Genomic DNA, 20,571 nt, shown 5'->3' with positions numbered 1-20,571 from the left:
GAGCTGGCCCCTGGTCAGCTTTTTCTTGTTTCACAATGACTGACTCAACTTGATGAGGTTTCCAATATTGAGTCCTGTTCGATAGAGATTTTCCTTAGCCGAAGACAGAATTTGATCTAAGTCACCTAATTGACCAATGATTGGAAAAGCGGCTGAAATGCCACCTACTGGAAAATCAGGTAAGTCATTCTTCAAACTGCCACAAATAGCGATAACTGAGATAGCCGATGGTGTTCGTTTAGCTACACCTACTGGTGCTTTACCAGATAAGGACTGATTATCCATACGTCCTTCCCCAACAATAACCAAATCAGCTGTTTTTACACGCTGGTCAAAATCGACACAATCCAGTACAAAATCAATCCCCGACTTAATTTCTGCTCCTGCAAAGGCTACCATTCCTGCTGCCATTCCCCCTCCAGCACCTGAACCAGCTAGTTTTGGAACCTCAGGAGCAAATCCTTGGTAGAATTGAGCCATGTTTTGGTCAACCTTTTTAACTTGTGAAGGTGCCAAGCCCTTTTGACCACCAAAAATATAGGTTGCCCCATTTAAACCACACAAAGGATTATCCACATCGGTGATAAGACGAATAGTTACATTAGATAGATCAAGTTTATTTTTAGAAGACACCTTTTTAACGTGACCAAGATTGGCACCTATTGGCTCAAGCTCCCGCCCCTCAGAATCATAAAAACGATAACCTAATCCATAAGCCATACCAATTCCGCCATCATTAGTAGCTGATCCACCTACACCTATAATAAAATCACTAATACCAGATTTAACCAAGTGAACAATCAGTTCACCGACTCCCTGGGTTGTTATACAAAGGGGGTTGCGTTTATCCTTAGGTACCTGCTCCAAGCCACAAACCGCAGCCATTTCAAAAATGGCAGTCTGCCCATTACTAGCATAGGGGACAGATCCATCACCTGTATAAGCATGTGGAATCTTAACAGTTTTCTTCTCAAGATTTAGATTTTCAGCAAGAGCATCTAAGGTACCTTCGCCACCATCGCCTATTGGCATGAGGTCAAAATCAGCGTCTGGTAAGGCCTTTTCAAGGCCCGATTTAAGAGCTAGGGCAACCTCTTTTGCAGACAAACTTTCCTTAAACGAATCAGGTGCAATCAGAATTCGCATCATTTACTCCTTTTATTTTCCTTTCAAGTAAGGGGACAGGGCCTGAACCAAGTCATCTGTCATATGTTGTGGACCTCGGACAGTTTTGATACCAAAGCACTTTAGCCTTTCACTATCAAAATCACTATCATTAAAGCTGTATAAAGGTTTAATTCGCATCAATTCCTTAATACTCTCTTCATCACGATAACCTTGATTAGCTATATTAGCTTCTAAAACCTGACAGAGATAACGGATGGCCTTGGTAGGTGCCGTAATATAGATTGCAACGAAGTCCCCTTTTTGCATACTGGCTTTCTGAGTCCAAAGAATATCCTCACTTGCTGAGAACTCCTCCCCGATATCGTAGTATTTTAGATTTTTACTGGAATGATCCAGTAGTGTGGCTCTGAAGCCTTCCCAAGATGTTTAGGAGCAACCAGAGAACGACTCCCTCTAATGAGCTCAAAAATCGTTTGGTCTGGAATTGTCTCATCTAAAACAAGGCTTATCCAAGTTCTTCTTGGACATATGGTAACTAGGATAAATTCCATCTAAGTCTAAGAGCTTATCCATCTGCCTTGGATCGACCTTGATGTTAACCACATCATAGACTAAATTCGCCTTTTCTCCACTAAGTGCTAGTTTCTCACCCTTGAGAGGGAAAAATAGGGCATACCACTTACCATCAACCCGAAAGGAAAGATAGTCTGGATATTTCTCAAAAGGATGGTCAGCTTGGTCTGAAAATTCCTTAACTATAAAATTAGCCAGACGATTATCTGGCGGGGATGAAAACAATTGATCATCATAACAAAACTCAGCTACTTGCGACAGGAGATCTCCATAAGCTTCTCTGACTTGACCAACGTAGGTTCCAGTTGCGTGAGGGCTTCGGAAAGTGTCTTAAGACTCGTCAAAATCAATATCAACAACCTGCCCTGTCAACTTACCTTCTAAATCAATGAATAGTCGATCCTCAAATCCTTCAGCCATTAGTGGTTTTCTGAGCTCGTAGCCTTTCTCACTAGTTATAAAACCAAAAGGCTCCAGGCTATCATGTTTTAGGACTTTCTGTTTAAAATAAGCATCCTCAAAAGTCATTCATTCTCCCTTTTTCTAAAAAAGAGAAGTTGAGACAAACTGATGTCCCAACTCCTTTTTATTTTGTTGACTGGCGTAAAGTTAGACCATGATTAAGAATAACGTCTTTATCTTCAAGTTCTTCCTTATGCATAATTTTAGTCAACATACGCATGCTAACTGCCCCTAAATCATAGAGAGGATGGTTTATACTAGAAAGGTTTGGACGTGTGTAGCTTGTAACCGGTGAATCATTGCTTGTGATGATTTCGAAATCTTCTGGAACTGATTTGCCTGCAGCAAAGAGGCCATTCAAGAGACCTGCAGCCAATTCATCTTCCCCAACATAGGCAGCAGTGGCACCAGAGTTCAAGACACGTTGTGCTAACTCAAAGCCGTCTTTATAGCTATATTTAGCTTCAAAGACAAGTCCTTCGTTGTAGCTCAAATTATTCTTTTCAAGTCCAGACTTATACCCAGCCAAACGTAGTTTGCCATTAATATCATCAATTAGTGGTCCTGATACAAAGGCAACCTTTTCATTATTTTTAGCAAGTTGCGTTACACAATCCTCAACGGCAGCTTTATAGTCGATGTTAACACTTGGTATTTGGTGTTCGAGATCAACTGTTCCTGCTAGAACAATCGGTGTACGGGTACGAGAGAATTCTGCACGGATTTTTTCTGTCAGATGGTGTCCCATAAAAATAATACCATCAACTTGTTTAGAAATTAGAGAATGAATGACTGTAACTTCATGATCCTCATTATCATCACTGGAAGCAAGAACAATATTATACTTATACATGGTTGCAATGTCATCAATACCTTTAGCTAGAGTAGCAAAATAGCTATTTACAATATTTGGAATGACAACTCCTACAGTAGTTGTTTTTTTACTTGCCAAGCCACGCGCAACCGCATTTGGACGGTAATCCAAACGATCAATGACTTCGAGCACTTTTTTTCGGGTGTTTTCTTTTACGTTTTTGTTACCATTTACAACACGAGAAACAGTTGCCATCGATACTCCAGCTTCACGCGCTACATCATAAATTGTGATTGTTTCATCAGTATTCATAAGAAATACTTCCTTTCTAAATTTAATGCACACTTTTTCACAATAATTATAGCAAAATTTGAAAACACTTTCAAATGTTTTGACTAATCCTTTACAAAAAATGAAAAGTATCCTCTTTCGATAGCTAAGGTAAAGAAAGACGTTTCAAATATTTGGCTATCATTTCGCATTTTCATGATTATTCATCGCTTACAACCTATAAGATTAAAAAAACTCAATGAAAGCAAATGATTTAATGAAAATCCAAAAACAGCTTGCATTTTCCCTATAAAAGTGACAGAATGAATGTAAGAAATAAAAAGGAGTTTTTTCTATGTCTAAACTTGATCGCATTCGTCATTTTTTAAATGAAAATAAATCAGGGCTAGCTATTGTTTCAGATCCTGTAACTGTCAATTATCTTACTGGTTTTGATTGTGACCCACATGAACGCCAAATGTTCCTCTTCGTCTACGAAAATCGTGAGCCTGCCCTCTTTGTTCCTGCTCTTGAGGTTGCACGTGCCTCTTCTGTTCTCGATTTCCCAGTCTTCGGTTATATGGACTCTGAAAATCCATGGCAAAAAATCAAAGCTGGTCTAGCAAGTACAGACATCCCTATTATTTATGCAGAGTTTGATAATCTCAATGTAACTAAATTCCAAGGATTGCAAACGGTCTTTGAAGGTCGCTTCGAGAACCTGACACCATTCATCCACAAAATGCGAGTTATCAAGTCAGCTGATGAAATTCAAAAAATGATTGTTGCCGGTGATTATGCTGATAAAGCTGTCAATATCGGTTTTGACAATATATCTCTCGACGTTACTGAAACAGACATCATTGCTCAAATCGAATTTGGCATGAAGAAAATCGGTATCAATCAAATGTCCTTTGAAACTATGGTTCTCACAGGCAACAATGCCGCAAACCCACATGGTATTCCAGGAACTAACCGCATTGAAAATGATAGCCTCCTCCTCTTCGACTTGGGTGTTGTTAGTCAAGGCTATGTTTCAGATATGACACGTACCGTAGCTGTTGGTCAACCTGACCAATTCAAGAAAGATATCTACAATATCTGTTTGGAAGCTCAACTCACTGCCCTTGATTTTATCAAACCAGGCGTAACAGCCAGTGAAGTTGATGCTGCAGCTCGTAATGTTATTGAAAAGGCTGGTTACGGCGAATACTTCAACCACCGTTTGGGACATGGTCTTGGTATGGATGTCCATGAGTTTCCGTCAATCATGGAAGGAAATGACTTGATTATCGAAGAAGGTATGTGCTTCTCTGTTGAACCAGGAATTTACATTCCTGAAAAAGTTGGTGTTCGTATCGAAGACTGTGGCTACGTTACAAAAGATGGCTTCGAAGTCTTTACACATACACCAAAAGAACTTCTCTATTTTGATGTTTAATTAATCCAGAATGGCCTTCAATTAAGTTGAGGACCATTTCGTTTGCACTCAAATTCAAATGACATTTAAAAAGCTGACCCATCATGTGTCAGCTTTTGCTATTTATCCTTCATGCTCTTGTCTAAGATAGTCAAGCCCTTCTTCAATCCATCCTGGCAACGCTTCTGCCAAAGGTTTAAAGCCATAGTTTAAACGACTATCTGAGAAACGATGACGGTGAGGGATTTTATTTTTTTCTTCCTCAAGTGTCCTCAAAGAAAGACTGGCCTTTTGAGTAAATTCATCAAAATCAACTACCTGAACCAAGACTTCCTGGCCTACCTTTAGTGTATTGTAGATGTTGTCGATATAACCTGTCTTAATCTCCGAGATATGAATCAAGCCTGTGGTACCATTATCCAATGAAACAAAGGCACCGTAAGGCTTGATGCCCGTGATAACCCCCCTAAGCTTGTCTCCAATTTTCATCTTAGTCTGTTACCTCAATCGTTTCAATAACAACTTCCTCAAGCGGCTTATCTTGAGTTCCAACCTCAACATTGGCAATCTCATCGAGCACCTTGTAAGAGGCTTCATCTACCAAATGACCAAAAACAGTGTGACGACGATCTAGGTGAGGTGTGCCACCATTTTCAGCATAAGCTTCTGCAATTGGTGCTGGCCAGCCACCACGTTCAAGTTCCTTTTTAGCATAAGGAATCTCAGGTGCTTGAACAATGAAGAACTGGCTACCATTAGTATCTGGTCCAGCATTTGCCATTGAAAGTGCACCACGGAGGTTATAGAGTTCTTCAGAAAACTCGTCCTGGAAGCTACCACCAAAGCTTGATTCACCACCCATACCAGTACCAGTTGGGTCACCACCTTGAATCATAAAGTCCTTGATAATACGGTGGAAAATCACACCATCATAATAGCCGCTCTTGGCCAAATTGACAAAGTTAGTGACAGCCAATGGCGCATGGTCAGGGAAAAGCTTGATGACCAAATCACCATGATTTGTTTTAATCGTTGCGACTGGACCTTCTACTGTATCCAAGTCAAGTTGTGGGAAATGAAGTTCTTTTTCTACCAATCCGAGTTCCTCCAAGGCATTGAAAATGCCATCTTCTTCTACTGTTCCAGTTACATAATCAGCTTTGGCTTTAAGTTCTGGTGTGGCGTTCCCCATGGCAATTTTAAGACCAACATAGTCAAAAATTTCCATATCATTTGGCCCATCACCAAACATCATAGCATTGACTGGTGTAAGATTCTCATGCTCCAAGACATGACCGACACCTGAAGCCTTTGAGATACCAGTTGCTACCACATCAGATGAGTGTTCGTGCCATGGCACCAAGCGAACGTGGGCTGCGAGTTCCTCCGGCAACTTAAGGTCACCATCATTTTCTGCAAAAGTCCACATCTGATAAACATCATTAGTCAAATGGAAATCTGGCTCAACGTCACAAATACCATAGATAGGCACTATAGCATCATCAATCAATTCTGAACGTTCTGAGACAACTGGCTTATCCTTACCAGCGAAGCCCCAAGCAATCCCAATCTCTTTGCACCAAGCAACAAAAGCTTCAGTAACTTCACGAGCAAGGGGCTGATTATAAATTTCTTCCCCTTTTCGGTTAATGACATAAGTTCCATTGATTGTTACAAAATAATCAGGTTCTAGGTCCAGAATTTCCTCAACTACACCATAGTAGCCACGTCCTGTAGCGATCCCTGTCAAGATTCCTTTTTCTTTAAGTCCTTTGAAAACAGCCTTAATAGACTCTGGAATATAACCTGTTTTTTTGACACGAAGGGTGTCATCAATATCAAAGAAAACAATCTTAATCTTCTTAGCCTTATATTTTGTTTTTGCATCTACTGGCATCGTAAATCTCCTTTACAGTATCAAAATCTAGCGCTAGGTACTATTCAAGACAGCCCTAACGAAAGATCATACGATGTTTCCATTATATCATTTCTTAAAGCTAAAAAGCAAAAAAAATCATCTAATACCAGGTCAGTCTTAGATGATAGGTGTTTTAACGGTTAACACTCTTGATAATACGTTTAATGTCACGCTCTTGTTCGCGACGTTTGATTGACTCACGTTTATCGTAATCGTGCTTCCCTTTGGCGATACCCAGTAGAACCTTGGCAAAACCATTTTTTAGGTAAACCTTAAGTGGGACTAAGGTCATCCCTGTTCCTTTAAGATCATTTTGAAGTTTGGTGATTTGCTTTTTCTTGAGCAATAATTTCCGAGTACGTTCTGGATCTTGATTCCAGATGTTCCCTTGCTCAAAAGGAGCAATATGAACATTGATTAACCAAGCTTCCCCGTTTTTTATTTGGGCGTAACCATCCTTTAGCTGGATGCGAGCCGCACGAACAGACTTAATCTCTGTCCCTGTCAGCACGATACCCGCTTCAATGGTATCTACAATACTATAGTCATGTCTCGCCTTTTTATTCTGAGCAACAACATTGCCTTCACCTTTTGGCATAGCAGTCCCTCCATTCTCATCCTATTTTTGTTTTTTAGCAACGTCCTTGTAGAAAGGTTTGTTTTCTTTTTTCTTACGACGACCACTCTCACGTCCCTTATTATCATTATGAGGACGGTTTTGATTCTTACGCTTGTCTGGTTTCTTAGATGACTTACGCTTTTCATCATAAGAGCCTTTGTAACCACTACTATCTTGACCGCTACGCTTATTTACATGTTTACCACGACTTTCGAAATCACCATTTTGACGATCGCGGCGTGGTCCTCTATTACGGAAGGACTTAGCCTTCTCTTCACGTTCCTGACGAGCCTTGTGATCTACTTTTTCAGTGATATCGTACTCACTTGGAAGGTATTGGAAATCAATGTCTCCAGTCTCCTTATCTGCACGAATTAACTTAACTCGAATAGGTTGGCCAACACGGAAAGTCTTACCAGATTTTTCACCCTGAAGGGTCATGGTGCGTTCATTGTAATTGTAGAATTCTGGAAGTGTTGTGATATGAACCAAACCTTCAACGGTATTTGGCAATTCCACAAACATACCGAATTTAACCACACTTCCGACAATACCATCGAATTCTTGACCAACAAACTCTTCCATGTACTCTGCTTTTTTCATGGCTTCAACGACACGTTCAGCGTCAATAGCACGACGCTCAAGGGTTGAAGATGAAGTAGCTAACTCTGGAATAACCTCTTCAAAGTGTTCACGCGTTTCTTGAGACATATTGTTGGTGTACTCACGAATCATTCGGTGAACCAAAAGGTCTGGGTAACGACGGATCGGACTGGTGAAGTGAGTATAATACTGAGCCGCAAGTCCATAGTGCCCATGATTGTGTTCTGAATAACGAGCTTGTTGCATTGAACGAAGCAACATCATATTCATGACTTCTGCTCCAGGTTTGCCTTGAACTCGTGCCATGAAATCTTGTAAGTCTAGCTGATCCATCTTATTAGCTGTTCCTTTGATTTGAATACCAAAGATAGAAGCATAATCCATAAAGCGTTGCAATTTTTCCGCTTTAGGCTCTTCGTGAATACGGTAAATAAATGGCAACTTAGCCTTAGCGAAATGCTCTGCCACACATTCATTGGCAGCCAACATAAAGGACTCAATCATTCGCTCAGCCGTCCCACGTTCACGCACCACGATATCAACTGGCATTCCCTTATCATTAACCAAGATACGAGCTTCAGATGTATCAAAGTTAAGGGCGCCACGACGTTCGCGCATATCTTCTAAAATCTTATGAAGTTCTGCCATAGCTGACACAGAATCCATGATAGGCTTAAACTGTTCAATCTTTTCTGGATTTCCAGCCAACATTTCATTGACATCACTATAGGTCATACGGAAGGTTGTCTTAATTACAGATTGGCAAATCTTATGATTAATCACCTTGCCTTTTGGAGTAATCTCCATAATAGCTGACAGAGTCAAGCGGTCAACATTGGGATTTAGAGAACAAATACCATTTGAAAGACGCTCAGGCAACATTGGAACCACGCGGTCTGTCACATAAACAGAAGTCCCACGCGCTGCAGCCTCACGGTTGAGGGCAGAACCCTCTGTGACATAATAAGACACATCTGCAATGTGGACACCTAGCTCATAGTTACCATTTGGTAAACGTTTAATATGAACTGCATCATCCAAGTCCTTGGCATCAGCTCCATCAATGGTGAAGGTCACTTCTTGACGAAGGTCAACACGACCAATTAGATCTTCTTGACTAGGTACATCCGGCACAGCCTCTGCTTCAGCCATAACATCTTCTGGAAACTCCGAAACAATATCCATTGATTCCAAAACTTCCAAGACATCAATACCAGCATCTCCTTGATGACCAATAATATCTCGAACACTTCCTACAAAATAATCGTGATGGCGGTTAGGGTATTTTTCAATATCAACCTTAATAATCTCAGTCCCCTCAAGAGCAACTGGTCCTTTCTTGATATAGATTGGTTGCTGAATTTTTTGATTCTTAGACTTAATGTAACCTACATAAGGTTCTTTCTCGTCATTGAGGATAAATTTCCCGACAACCGTTTTAAGAGAGCGTTCGACAATTTCAACAACTCTCGCTTCAGCCGCTGTCCCACGCAAACGATCTGCTGGCTTCTTAATAACTGCGGCAACAGTGTCACCATCAATGGCATGGCCAACGTCATTACGGCCAATAAACATGTCAATCTCACTGTCATCGACATGTAAGAAACCAAAACCATTCTTATTGGCATGAAAAACACCCTCTACAGCAACCTGATTGGGATGTTCTTTCTTAGGACGTAAGGATACAGAGCCGTCTCGATTAAAGCGCAACTGTCTCTTCCTTTCCATAGCTGATATGACTTTGATAAGCTGTGGGAACTTTTCACCGCCAGCGTGATTAAGAGCGTGGGCAATGTCATTTACACTGGATTTCCCATGCTCTTTCAAATAATTTATAATAGATTCTTTCATAATTTCCTTTACTTTTATTGACTATAACGCAAAAAATGAGTCAACCTCAGTCAACTCATTACTTACTTGAGAGAATGGAAAGGACGATTGCATCTACAATCCATAGAAAAACCATGATTCCTGTAAAGCGTTGCATAAAGGCTTCAAAACCACGTGGTTTACTACGTTCAAATAGTGCTTCTGACCCACCACCATCAAAGACATTGCTACTTGGATTTTTTTGTGGCTGCATGAATACCGCAATCACAATAATAGCTGACATAACCAAGAGCAGCGTTAATAATAAGTTGTACATAGTTATTCCTCCGAAAAAGTCCCTTTAATTCTACCATAGAACCCCTTAAAATTCAACATGTAAGGTTACTTTTCTATCCTTGGGGCAGAATTTAGGTACCTGAATTTTCTCAGGATGATTCTGTTTATTTTTACTTGTGAGATAGTTGAGGCTCCCACATTCACTACACTTTAAATTGATTTTAACTCTCACCTATATTCTTAACTCCTAGCGATTTTCTAAAGATGATTAAGGAACAAACAAAATTTCCAAAGACGATGGCTGCTGTCACAAAGAAAACCCAACGATAGCCTAATCCTGTTGCAACAGCTGAACCCACAAAGGGTCCTAAAACTTGTCCAATGTATGAAAAACTTTGATTAAGGCTAAAGATTCTTGAAATTCCTTCTTTTGGGGTCATCTTGGTCAATAAGGAATTGACACTAGGCGTCAAGGCACCTACACCAAAACCATAGGCAAAGCGTAAAAGGCCAAGTTGCAAGGCTGAACCTGCAAAACCACAAAGGAAATACAAGAGGAAACTATAGAATAAGCCCATTAAGAGCAAACGATGATTCCCAATGCGATCACCAAGTCGTCCTAAATAAGGAGTGCTTAAAAGACTTGAAAAGCCCATAGCGGACACAATTAGCCCTGAGTAAAAAAGGATATTATCACTTTGACCCAAATAACGAATATAAAGCGCCAAGATTGGAGCAATTGATTGGGCAGAAATCTGGATAATCATACTAGTCACAAAGAGGCCAATTAAAAGCGATTTGCTAGGAATTTTAGCAAATACTTGCGAAAAACTCATTATCTCTCCCTTTTCAATCAATTGGAAGTCCTCTCGCAAACCAAAGATAGTCAAGAGACAACAGATAAACAAAATCACCCCAACTAATAGAAAGGTCCCTCGCATACCAAAGGCCTCAGATATGGCACCACCTAGCAAAGGGCCAATCAAAACACCAGCTGTGAGACCAGTTGATAATGTGCCCAAGGCATAGCCAGAACGTTGCTGAGGAGCCTGACTGGCAATCAAAGCTATTGCATTTGGCACATAACCTGCAAACAATCCATTCAAGATTCTCAAAAAAAGCATCCAGAAGACATTAGGCACAAAGGCTAAGCCTCCCATTGTAAAGGTCATGACCATACTGGCTCTAATCATCATGGGCTTTCGACCATAACGGTCCGCCAAGTGTCCCCAAACTGGTGAAACCAAGGCTGAAGCTAAAGCAGATAGGGCAACAGATAAACCAGCATACCATTCTACCATAGCACCTTTAACCCCTAGTTCTTCTACATAGAGAGCCATGAAGGGCATGACAATAGAAAAACTAGCCCCAGTAAAAAAAGTTCCTATCCAAGCAATTTTAAGATTTCGTTGCCAATCAGCGGTTTCAAGCTCTTTTTGGCGCAAATAATCATCTTCTTTCTAAAATTCACTATCCATTATAACACAATGACTAACTATACGAGGTTAGCTAAATCTTTTATGGCACCCTTCACCTTCTTCTTCAAATCATCGATGTTCCCATTGTTGTCGATAACTAAACTAGCATAGGGCAGTTTTTCGGCTAAAGGCATTTGACTAGCAATACGCATGCCTGCTTCCTCAGCACTTAAGTGATTCCGTTTCATCAAGCGTTGTCCTTGTACTTGAGGTGACACCGCCACCAACCAAATCTGATCGAACCAATCCTGATAATCATTTTCAAAAAGTAAAGGAATATCCATAAAAAAGACGTCCTCTTCTTTGGCCAAGCAGTCTCTTTTTGCTGCCAGTTCTTCTCGAATAATCTTTCCCTGAATTTCAGCAGATTGATATCGCATTTCTTCACTTGAAAAAATCAGTTGCCCTAACTTAGGACGGTTCAATTCCCCATTAGGAAGAAGAATCCCATCTCCCAACCAATCAAGCAAGGCTTGATACAATCTTCCCCCTTTGACCTGCATGTCGTGCACCAGTTGATCAGCATCAATGACCTTATAACCTGCATCTTTAATTATTTCAACTACGGTTGATTTCCCTGAAGCAATGCCTCCTGTTAATCCTATAATCATCGTTTTTGACAATGAGGACACAAATGTGTTCCTCTTCCCCCTAACTTGATTTTCACAATCATGCTTGCGCAACGTGGACAAGGTTGACCTGTCTTTCCATAAACCTGTAGATAATTCTGCATGGTCCCATCCTCACCAAGGGCGTTACGATAGGTCCTTATAGTGGAACCACCCTTAGCAATCCCCAGCTGTAAAATGGCAATCGTTTGATCGTGAACCCGTTTCATGGCTGCCTTGCTAAGTTTATTTGCTGGTGTCTCAGGATGAACCTTGGCTGCCCAAAGCACCTCATCAACGTAGATATTTCCTAGACCGGCCACTAACTTCTGCTCCAAGAGTAAGGGCTTAATAGACTTGCCAGAATGCATTAAGGCTCTCTCAAACGGTACATATTTTAAGGTCTTCTTGGTAGGCTCAGGGCCAAGTTTTTTCCTTGTAAAATAGGCCTCTTCTTGTTTCCTATCCAATAAATCAAAAGTCCCAAACTTGCGTACATCCTGATAAACCAGGGTTGAGCCATCATCTAGCTTAAAAAAGAGGTGAAAATGTTTGTTGTCAGGAACCTGGTCTGTGAACAGCAGATATTTTCCCTCCATGCGCAAGTGAGAAATTATTATCAACTGACCGAAATCAAAAATGAGATATTTTCCCCTACGTCGCATGGCTTGAATCGTTTGACCAGGCAAATCATGCAAAAAACTATCGTATGATGTCTTGATCATTTTAGGGACCTTAACTTCAAGTGACAAAATAGTCCTTCCTAGTAACAGCTTTTCTAAACCTCGTCTAACTGTTTCTACCTCAGGTAACTCAGGCATCTGCCCCTCCTTCTAGAAAGAAAGCCGAGCAAGTGCCCAGCTTTTCTTAATATTCTTTTTCATTATAACCAAAATCGGCCAAATCAAGTTTTTTATCCCTCCAATTTTTCTTAACCTTCACCCAAGTTTCAAGGAAGACCTTGTCCCCAAGCATGAGCTCAATATCTTTACGAGCAAGAGTACCAATTTTCTTAAGCATAGCACCTTTTTTACCGATGACAATACCTTTTTGGCTATCACGCTCAACCATGATGGTCGCACGAATGTGAACCGTATCAGTCTCTTCATCACGCTTCATAGAATCAATGACAACAGCAACTGAGTGCGGAATTTCTTCACGCGTCAACTGTAGGACTTTTTCACGAATCATCTCAGATACCAAGAAACGCTCTGGATGGTCTGTGATTTGATCCGATGGGAAATACTGGAAACCTTCCTCAAGATTATCACTTAAAACATCTACAAGGTGGGAAACATTATTTCCTTGAAGAGCTGAGATTGGGATAATCTCCTTGAAATCCATTTGTTTACGGAAATCATCAATCTGCTCAAGGAGCTGGTCTGGATGGACCTTATCAATCTTATTAACCACCAATATAACCGGAACCTTGGCTTGCTTAAGACGTTCGATAATCATATCATCGCCCTTGCCACGCGGTTCATCGGCTGGAACCATGAAGAGGACTGTATCCACTTCACGAAGGGTTGAATAAGCAGATTCCACCATGAAATCTCCAAGTGCTGTCTTGGGCTTGTGAATACCCGGTGTATCAATAAAAACAATCTGTTCTTTATCTGTTGTGTAAATCCCCATAATTTTGTTACGGGTTGTTTGAGCCTTATCACTCATGATAGCAATTTTTTGCCCCATAACATGGTTCAAAAAAGTTGATTTTCCTACATTAGGTCGACCAAGAATGGCCACAAATCCTGATTTAAAAGTCATATATCTTCTTTCTATTTTTTAGTTAAAAATCAAATCCCAAATTTTAGGTATGAAAACAATCATACCAGTAATGAGTGCGTAACAAGAGACAACCAGAACCGCTCCTGCAGCCATATCCTTAGCATTTTTAGCTAGCATGGAAAAGTGATAATTACTGGCTAAATCAACAACATTTTCCATGGCAGAATTAACAATCTCTAGGGCAATTACTAGAAAAACTGCCTGCAGGAGAAAAATCCATTCTATCGCTGACACACGAAAAACCAAGCCAGCCAACACCACTAAGATAGCCGATACCAAATGTTTACGCATGTTGCGTTCTTCTTTAACAGCCGTTATTATCCCTGTCAGAGCAAACTCGAAACTGGTCGTAAATTCTCTGTTTTTCCACTTTTTTTGTGGGTTATTGTCGCGTAAGTCCATAAGCAGTCAAAATTTCTTCCTGTAATCCAAACATTTCCGCTTCTTCTTCTGGGGTGTAATGATCATACCCGTTGATATGAAGAAATCCGTGAACAGCTAAAAAGCCCATCTCACGCTCGTAGCTATGCCCATATTCCTCAGCTTGTTTGCGAGCCTTATCAATAGAAATAAAGAGTTCGCCGATATAACTATCAAATTCCCCCATCATTTCAGCCAATTCAGGATTTTCAGCCAAATCTTCTTCATCAAAGGTAATATCTAACTCCGGCTTATACTCCAAACTAATAACATCGGTTGGACGATCCGTATCACGATACTCCAAATTCAATTCGTGACTACGTTCGTTAGTTACAAAAGTAACCGCCATTTCCTTGTCTTTCTTGCCAAGTTTTTGCGCTGCAAAATCAAGTAATTCCAAGGTTTGTTTTTTTATTTCTTCTGAAACTTGTCCAGTCTCATCAATCATTTCAACGTACATAGCATGCTTTTTCGGAATAGTTGAGCCTACTTAAAGGACAGAGCTGCTCCCTTCCTTTCATTAACAAATTAGCTTTTTATGACGAATACTAAATTGTATTCAATACTTTCACCGAATAATTTCAGTACAATATTAATCAATTCATTATATCACAAGGACACAGAAAAAGCAGACCTGAGCCTAATTGTCTGCTTTTTATATAATATCTATGAGAATCGCTTACTTATCGATATTATCTCTAAAGCGTTGTTGGATATGAATGGTCAAATAGACCTGTTCGTCTAAACTAAGTTCAAAAGCATAACTTGACTTGATATAGGTGACGATCTTTTGGGTACAGATAAAAGATTTTGGGTAGTTAGTCTTGGCTTGTTCATATAGAAAAGCATCGTTTTTACCACCACTAACCCCACTCACAATACGTTGCGCTAAGTACCGAAGATGAGTAATAAAACGGTTAAAAGAAAAACTATCTTGCTCAAAGTCACAAGCAAAATGAAGACGGACAATCTCACTAATGCAAACCACAATTTGACTCATCTGTCGGTCTTTTTCATGGAGACCCGCATCCTTTTGTGCATTGACAAAGTGCAAAGCGACTGAGGCTGCCTCATCATCTACCAATTCCACTTCTAAATCATTGGCAATCAAACGAAGGGCTTGTTTTCCAATTTCATACTCCCGAGGGTAAAATTTTCTAACTTCCCAAGACAAAGGGTTTTGTAGGGATATTTCTTCTCTACTGCGTTCAATAGCATAATGAAGATGGTCTGCAAGAGCAATAAAAAAGAGGGATCAAACTTGGTTTGCAGAACAGCTTCAGCAAAAGTGATGATATTCAAAAAGACCTGCATTTCACCATCAGGCAAATCTACATAAACACGAGTCCATTTGGCCACTGTCTCCGGATTTTCCAAGACAAAGGTCTTTTCAATCTTCTCTTTATTAACCGTCTCTCCGATCTTTTTTTGAAAGCCAAGTCCCTTACCCATAACGATGTATTCTACGTCATTATCCATGGCTTGGACAACATTGTTATTTAATTTTTTTCAATTTACATCATGATCCCTCATCATTTAAGCCTTTTTTTATTTTACAAAGTTTTTAATGAGAAACCTAATAACAATAAACAAAAAGGGTTGGCTATACCAACACTTTTTCTATAGTTCTGTTCGATTCTCGATGGCTCTTAGCAAGGTTACTTCATCAGCGTACTCGATGTCAGAACCAACAGCCAGCCCACGTGCTAGGCGGGTCACCTTAATACCTGCAGGTTTGAGGACCCGTGAAATATACATAGAGGTTGCCTCACCATCGGCCGTTGCATTAGTTGCGATGATGACCTCGTCAACCTCGCTATCCATAAGACGGGTAATCAAACTTTTTAAATTAATATCATCTGGTCCAACACCATTCATAGGGGAGATAAGCCCTTGAAGCACATGGTAGAGACCACGATATTCCTGAATCTTTTCCATAGCAGAAACATCTTTGGAGTCCTCAACAACCAAAATCTTAGTACGGTCTCTAGTTTCATCCGTACAAATAATACATGGGTCATCATCAGTCAAGCGACCACAAACTGAACAATAGGTCAACTCACGTTTTGCTGCTAAAAGATTTTTTGCAAAATCATTAACATCTTCATCAGACATGCTGATGGTATAGAAAGCCAGACGTGTCGCCGTCTTAGCCCCAATTCCTGGAAGTTTTGAAAAACTATCAATCAGTTTAGCAATTGGAGTAGGATAAAGCATGAGGTCCTCCATTTCTTTTATATTTCTCAACTCATATCTTAAAGAACAAATACTCAAACACTATATCACAGAAAAATCTCTCATGCAAGGCACAAGAGATTTTATAATATTAGTGAGTATTTTGATAAAGTTCCATGATAGCTTTAATGGCATTTTGATGGGCCTTACTCTTCCAGTCTAAAGCATGTGGGTACATAATCCCAACCGCCAACTTAGTACCATCTTTGGCTGTCGCATAGGCAACAGCATTAAGGTTAACTGTCGTTACTGAATTTCCTGAACCATCTGTTGCATAGGTTTCGGCTGTCCCTGTTTTACCACTAATTGGAATAATAGAACTTGCCATGGCTTTACCTGTTGCAAGACTAGAACCTGAGTTGACCACGTCATGAAACCCTTGTTGGATAATCCCTAATTGCTCAGAATCTAAGGATAGCTTGTTAAGGACGCGCGTGTCTACAGTTGAAGATAAAGTTCCTAGACTACCATTTTCACCAGCATCATAGATACCTCCGACGATGTGAGGTGCTACACGTTTTCCACCATTTGCGATTGAGGCAACATACTGAGCCAACTGGATAGTTGTATAAGAGTCATATTGTCCAAAAGCCTCTGTCAAGACATTGGCTATATTATAATTCTTGGGAATGTAACCTTCTGATTCTCCTGGTAAATCAAGTCCCGTAGACACACCCATACCAAACTCAGCATAAGTATCACGAAACGTCGTCATCGCCTTTTCCATATTATCAGTCGACAAGGACATTCCTGGAACATACTGTTGCCCAAGAAGTTTGATAGCAATCTGAACCATATAGGTATTTGAGGAATATTCTAAGGCCTGAGTTGCGGTAATGGCACGACTACCTTTATCTGTAAACCAAGAGGTAATTGGGGGCGAACCAGCAATATTAATAGGTTGGTCAGTTAATACCTGGTCCCCATAGATAGCACCCGAGCGCCAACCTGCGGTTAAAGTAGCCCCCTTAACTACAGAACCTGGAGTGAAGACATCGGTGATGGTTCCTAAGGCATCAGCCTTAAAATCCTGTGCCCCTTGCTCGTGTTTTTGTCCTGCCATAGCAAGGACAGCACCAGTATCCGCATTCATAACTACTGCGTACATACCTTCAGAATAGGTCGCTTTATTCTCTGAAATCTCTGAAGATAGTTGTTGGCCAAGGATATCTTCAACTCCCTTTTGGAAATCAAGGTCGATGGTCAACTGCAGGTTGTTCCCCTTGCTACCTTTCTGAATGATTTTATCACTATCAACCTTACCTTCCTTGTCCACAGTAATCTCACGAACAGTATGTTTTCCTTGGAGCTCCTCTTCGTACTCTTTTTCCAAATAAGAGGTACCTACACGGTCATTTAGGGCATACCCTTTTTTTAGATAATCCTTAGCATCCTCCTGAGGCAGTCCTGCTTCTGAACTTGAAACCCTACCGATAAGAGGGGACAAGGACGAATCAGACGTGTGACGTTCCCAATCCTTAGCAACTCTAATTCCATTTAGTTCCTTCTGCTTAGCTGCCACAATCGCAATCTGATCAGGAGTCAAGTCCGCCGTCTTCAGTATGACTGTTGAGAAATTAGAAACAGCATTCATCTGAGAATAAATGTAGACTATCTTTAGCTCGTCCTCAGAATAATCAACAGCTTCATCAGGAACCGCATTAATAGCATTATTGTAGATAGTAGCTTCTGCTAATTTATTACCAAATTTATCTGTTTTCTTGTCATTAGGAAGATCATTAACCACACGCTTATAGTTAGCAGAATCAGCTAAATAAAATTCACGTTTCTGGCGATCTGTCACCTTAGTCTCTGTCAGTGTCACCAAAGTTGCCAATCTTTCCGCAACACTCTTCATGGTATCTGATGACACTAGATTACTACGCGTAAAGGTGATAACATCCTTACTCTGATTGGTCGTAAGAGCAATCCCCTTGGCATCAAAGATTTGCCCACGTTCGCTTGCAATCCTAACCGTATACTTGGAGTTATCCTCTAATTTTTTAGTATAAAAAGATTTGTTATAAACCTGCATATAGGTCAAACGCGCAAAAAGTAACAAAAAAAGAACAAAGACGACACCAAAAAGCAAGTAAACACGACGCGAGATGTTTACTGGCTTTCTAGGTTTATTCGCTCGTTTTTCTTTTCTCTTCTGACGCCATTTTTTCCATTTTTGACTATTTTTTTCCCAAAATGATGTCACTTTGTCTCCTCTATGTTCTTATAAGAATTTTATTATATTTTATCACAAATCATCTTCAGCAAGCTTAAAAAAATATCGAAATTTAAAAAAACTTGCCTCAATTTGAGACATGTTTTCAGATTTATAATGACAATTTTTTCATCCAGCTAGGAATAGCCTTGCTGATGCGAGTCGGCAAAACCACATAAGCATTTTCAGCGATATTATCCGCAATAGCTGAGTGGAGCCAGGTCGCAATGATGACCGCCTTGTAAGAGTCAGTTGAGGCAAATTGGGCAAGAAATCCAGCAACCATACCAGCCAAGGTATCTCCCATTCCACCCGTTGCCTGATAGGGTCCACCGACCTCTAAATGGGCTACTTCTGCTCCCTGATAAACAGCTGTCTTATGGCTCTTGACAACTAGAATTGTTCCACTTTGGAACTCCTCTAAGGCTCTTTGAGTATTGGAAACCGACTGCTCTGAAATAGCTAAACCAGACAGTCTTTCCCATTCCTTTTGATGGGGAGTGAGTATAAGGTGACACTTTGGCAAGCTGCTCTGATTTTTCTTTGCCAAAAGGTTAAGAGCAGAACCATCAACAACCAAGTTCTGGTTTGACCTAATATTTGCCAAGACCAACTCCAAGGCCCAATCAGCTGTCTCCTCCTCACCTAGACCAGGGCCGATTAAAATAACATCTGCTGCTCTAAGGTTATCAAGAAATCTTTCAGTCTCCCTTAGGTCAAAGGCCATAGCTTCAGGAAGGTGAGCATGAAGAGCTATGATATTTTCACGATCTGTAGCAACTGTAACCAAGCCCGCACCACTGTTGACACAGGCAATAGCAGCCATAATGATGGCGCCACCATAAGGATAAAGTCCACCAACCAAAAGCACTCGACCATAAGAGCCCTTGTGAGACTCTCTCAATCTAGGTCTTATCACTTGCCTAACTAAGTCATCATCAACTTTCATAAGCTATCCTTTCAAACTACGAAGAGCAGCTTGATAGGTCTGTTCCATCAGCATGGTAATAGTCATAGGTCCTACACCTCCTGGGACAGGCGTGATCATGCTAACCTTCTCTTTCACTTGATCAAAATCAACATCACCACAGAGTTTACCTTCTTCATCGCGGTTGATTCCCACATCAATGACAACAGCACCCTCTTTGACAAATTCTTCTGTTACAAATTTTGCACGGCCAATAGCCACTATCAAAACGTCGGCCTTGTTACAAACTTTAGCCAAATGTGGCGTGCGTGAGTGGGTCAAAGTAACTGTGGCATTTTTATCCAAGAGAAGCTGTGCCATAGGCTTACCTACAATATTACTGCGTCCAATGATAACTGCTGTCTTACCTTCCAATTCAACATTGTACTCACGGAGAATTTCCATAATTCCCGCTGGTGTACAAGGCACCATTTGAGGACGTCCATTCCAGAGGTTCCCTGTATTCATAGGATGGAAACCATCCACATCCTTTTTAGGATCAATAGCCAAAAGGATACGCATTTCATTAATATGATTTGGCAATGGCAATTGAACCAAAATCCCATGGAAAAGCGGATCCTGATTGTACTTTTCAATGACCTCAATCAGTTCTTCCTCGCTGATACTCTCAGAAAGATTGACCGTCTTACTATGGAAGCCAGCTTTTTTAGCAGCTCGTTCCTTATTACGCACATAAACTTGACTGGCAGGGTTTTCTCCAACCATAATTACCACTAGTCCTGGAACAATCCATTCCTTTTCTTTTAGACGTGCTACCTTTTCTTGCAATTGCTCCTGCATGTTAACAGCTAGGGCCTTACCGTCCATTATAATCGCCATGGTGTTCTCCAATACATACTTTTTTTTCAATTATACCATAGGAAGGCCTCTTTGTGACTTAATTTTCAAAATTTTCAAAAAGACATTTAAAATGAAACACAAAAAGC

Annotated in this window: 22 protein-coding genes and 1 pseudogene; 1 reads left to right on the top strand and 22 read right to left on the bottom strand. The window is 40.5% G+C overall.

Annotated elements, in window-relative coordinates:
- Positions 1-30 precede the first annotated feature (30 nt).
- The 5 genes from E3C75_RS05745 to ccpA form a co-directional block, all read right to left on the bottom strand.
- Positions 31-1,146 carry a glycerate kinase gene (locus E3C75_RS05745; protein WP_022096976.1) on the bottom strand — a complete coding sequence of 372 codons (1,116 nt, stop codon included), beginning with the start codon at positions 1,144-1,146 and terminating at the stop codon, positions 31-33.
- 12 nt (positions 1,147-1,158) lie between these two features.
- Positions 1,159-1,434, bottom strand: a complete 276-nt coding sequence (locus E3C75_RS11605; RefSeq protein WP_223899608.1) for a hypothetical protein — start codon at positions 1,432-1,434, stop codon at positions 1,159-1,161.
- 183 nt (positions 1,435-1,617) lie between these two features.
- Positions 1,618-1,926 carry an MmcQ/YjbR family DNA-binding protein gene (locus E3C75_RS11600; RefSeq protein ID WP_223899607.1) on the bottom strand — a complete coding sequence of 103 codons (309 nt, stop codon included), beginning with the start codon at positions 1,924-1,926 and terminating at the stop codon, positions 1,618-1,620.
- A gap of 105 nt (positions 1,927-2,031) precedes the next feature.
- On the bottom strand, positions 2,032-2,229 hold the full coding sequence (locus E3C75_RS05735) for an MmcQ family protein (RefSeq protein WP_084828604.1): 198 nt from the start codon (positions 2,227-2,229) through the stop codon (positions 2,032-2,034).
- 58 nt (positions 2,230-2,287) lie between these two features.
- Positions 2,288-3,289 (bottom strand): catabolite control protein A, encoded by a 1,002-nt coding sequence (ccpA, locus tag E3C75_RS05730; protein ID WP_111679424.1) that lies wholly within the window; start codon positions 3,287-3,289, stop codon positions 2,288-2,290.
- A 313-nt stretch (positions 3,290-3,602) separates the two neighbouring features.
- Here ccpA and E3C75_RS05725 point away from each other — a divergent pair, with 313 nt between their 5' ends.
- Positions 3,603-4,688, top strand: coding sequence for a M24 family metallopeptidase (locus tag E3C75_RS05725; RefSeq protein WP_100273096.1), 1,086 nt, complete (start codon positions 3,603-3,605; stop codon positions 4,686-4,688).
- 102 nt (positions 4,689-4,790) lie between these two features.
- Here E3C75_RS05725 and E3C75_RS05720 read toward each other — a convergent pair whose 3' ends face one another.
- The 17 genes and pseudogenes from E3C75_RS05720 to E3C75_RS05635 form a co-directional block, all read right to left on the bottom strand.
- Positions 4,791-5,156 (bottom strand): S1 RNA-binding domain-containing protein, encoded by a 366-nt coding sequence (locus E3C75_RS05720; RefSeq protein WP_002950243.1) that lies wholly within the window; start codon positions 5,154-5,156, stop codon positions 4,791-4,793.
- Position 5,157: 1 nt separating this feature from the next.
- Complete coding sequence (locus E3C75_RS05715) at positions 5,158-6,564, bottom strand: Cof-type HAD-IIB family hydrolase (protein ID WP_002950242.1); 1,407 nt, start codon at positions 6,562-6,564, stop codon at positions 5,158-5,160.
- Between the two features lie 154 nt (positions 6,565-6,718).
- Complete coding sequence (smpB, locus tag E3C75_RS05710) at positions 6,719-7,183, bottom strand: SsrA-binding protein SmpB (RefSeq protein ID WP_002950240.1); 465 nt, start codon at positions 7,181-7,183, stop codon at positions 6,719-6,721.
- Between the two features lie 21 nt (positions 7,184-7,204).
- Complete coding sequence (rnr, locus tag E3C75_RS05705; protein WP_111679422.1) at positions 7,205-9,658, bottom strand: ribonuclease R; 2,454 nt, start codon at positions 9,656-9,658, stop codon at positions 7,205-7,207.
- A gap of 58 nt (positions 9,659-9,716) precedes the next feature.
- Positions 9,717-9,953, bottom strand: coding sequence for a preprotein translocase subunit SecG (secG, locus tag E3C75_RS05700; RefSeq protein ID WP_011680932.1), 237 nt, complete (start codon positions 9,951-9,953; stop codon positions 9,717-9,719).
- A 45-nt stretch (positions 9,954-9,998) separates the two neighbouring features.
- Positions 9,999-10,145 carry a 50S ribosomal protein L33 gene (rpmG, locus tag E3C75_RS05695; RefSeq protein WP_084828600.1) on the bottom strand — a complete coding sequence of 49 codons (147 nt, stop codon included), beginning with the start codon at positions 10,143-10,145 and terminating at the stop codon, positions 9,999-10,001.
- Entirely contained in the window at positions 10,135-11,358 is a 1,224-nt protein-coding gene (locus E3C75_RS05690; RefSeq protein WP_084825862.1) for a multidrug efflux MFS transporter, read from the bottom strand. Before E3C75_RS05690 ends, rpmG begins: the two co-directional genes overlap by 11 nt.
- Positions 11,359-11,408: 50 nt before the next feature.
- Entirely contained in the window at positions 11,409-12,002 is a 594-nt protein-coding gene (coaE, locus tag E3C75_RS05685) for a dephospho-CoA kinase (RefSeq protein ID WP_014621355.1), read from the bottom strand.
- Entirely contained in the window at positions 11,999-12,820 is an 822-nt protein-coding gene (gene mutM, locus E3C75_RS05680; protein WP_024009805.1) for a DNA-formamidopyrimidine glycosylase, read from the bottom strand. The genes coaE and mutM overlap by 4 nt, the downstream gene beginning before the upstream one ends.
- 46 nt (positions 12,821-12,866) lie before the next feature.
- Entirely contained in the window at positions 12,867-13,766 is a 900-nt protein-coding gene (gene era / locus E3C75_RS05675) for a GTPase Era (RefSeq protein WP_002950226.1), read from the bottom strand.
- Between the two features lie 18 nt (positions 13,767-13,784).
- Complete coding sequence (locus E3C75_RS05670) at positions 13,785-14,189, bottom strand: diacylglycerol kinase family protein (protein WP_002946201.1); 405 nt, start codon at positions 14,187-14,189, stop codon at positions 13,785-13,787.
- Positions 14,170-14,667 (bottom strand): rRNA maturation RNase YbeY, encoded by a 498-nt coding sequence (ybeY, locus tag E3C75_RS05665; protein ID WP_100262183.1) that lies wholly within the window; start codon positions 14,665-14,667, stop codon positions 14,170-14,172. The genes E3C75_RS05670 and ybeY overlap by 20 nt, the downstream gene beginning before the upstream one ends.
- Before the next feature lie 219 nt (positions 14,668-14,886).
- A pseudogene (locus E3C75_RS11125) lies at positions 14,887-15,686 on the bottom strand (PRD domain-containing protein).
- 141 nt (positions 15,687-15,827) lie between these two features.
- The gene (recR, locus tag E3C75_RS05650) at positions 15,828-16,424 is read right to left on the bottom strand and encodes a recombination mediator RecR (RefSeq protein WP_011225694.1); all 597 of its coding nucleotides are present in this window, start codon (positions 16,422-16,424) and stop codon (positions 15,828-15,830) included.
- A gap of 109 nt (positions 16,425-16,533) precedes the next feature.
- Positions 16,534-18,648, bottom strand: coding sequence for a penicillin-binding protein PBP2B (gene pbp2b, locus E3C75_RS05645; protein WP_111679420.1), 2,115 nt, complete (start codon positions 18,646-18,648; stop codon positions 16,534-16,536).
- Positions 18,649-18,769: 121 nt separating this feature from the next.
- On the bottom strand, positions 18,770-19,606 hold the full coding sequence (locus tag E3C75_RS05640; protein ID WP_111679418.1) for an NAD(P)H-hydrate dehydratase: 837 nt from the start codon (positions 19,604-19,606) through the stop codon (positions 18,770-18,772).
- Between the two features lie 3 nt (positions 19,607-19,609).
- Positions 19,610-20,464, bottom strand: a complete 855-nt coding sequence (locus tag E3C75_RS05635) for a bifunctional methylenetetrahydrofolate dehydrogenase/methenyltetrahydrofolate cyclohydrolase (RefSeq protein WP_111679416.1) — start codon at positions 20,462-20,464, stop codon at positions 19,610-19,612.
- Positions 20,465-20,571: the final 107 nt, after the last annotated feature.

Origin of the sequence: Streptococcus thermophilus, from assembly GCF_010120595.1 — a bacterium.
Lineage (GTDB): Bacteria > Bacillota > Bacilli > Lactobacillales > Streptococcaceae > Streptococcus > Streptococcus thermophilus.
Note: the sequence above shows the minus strand (reverse complement) of the source record. Positions and strands in the feature narration are given on the sequence as shown.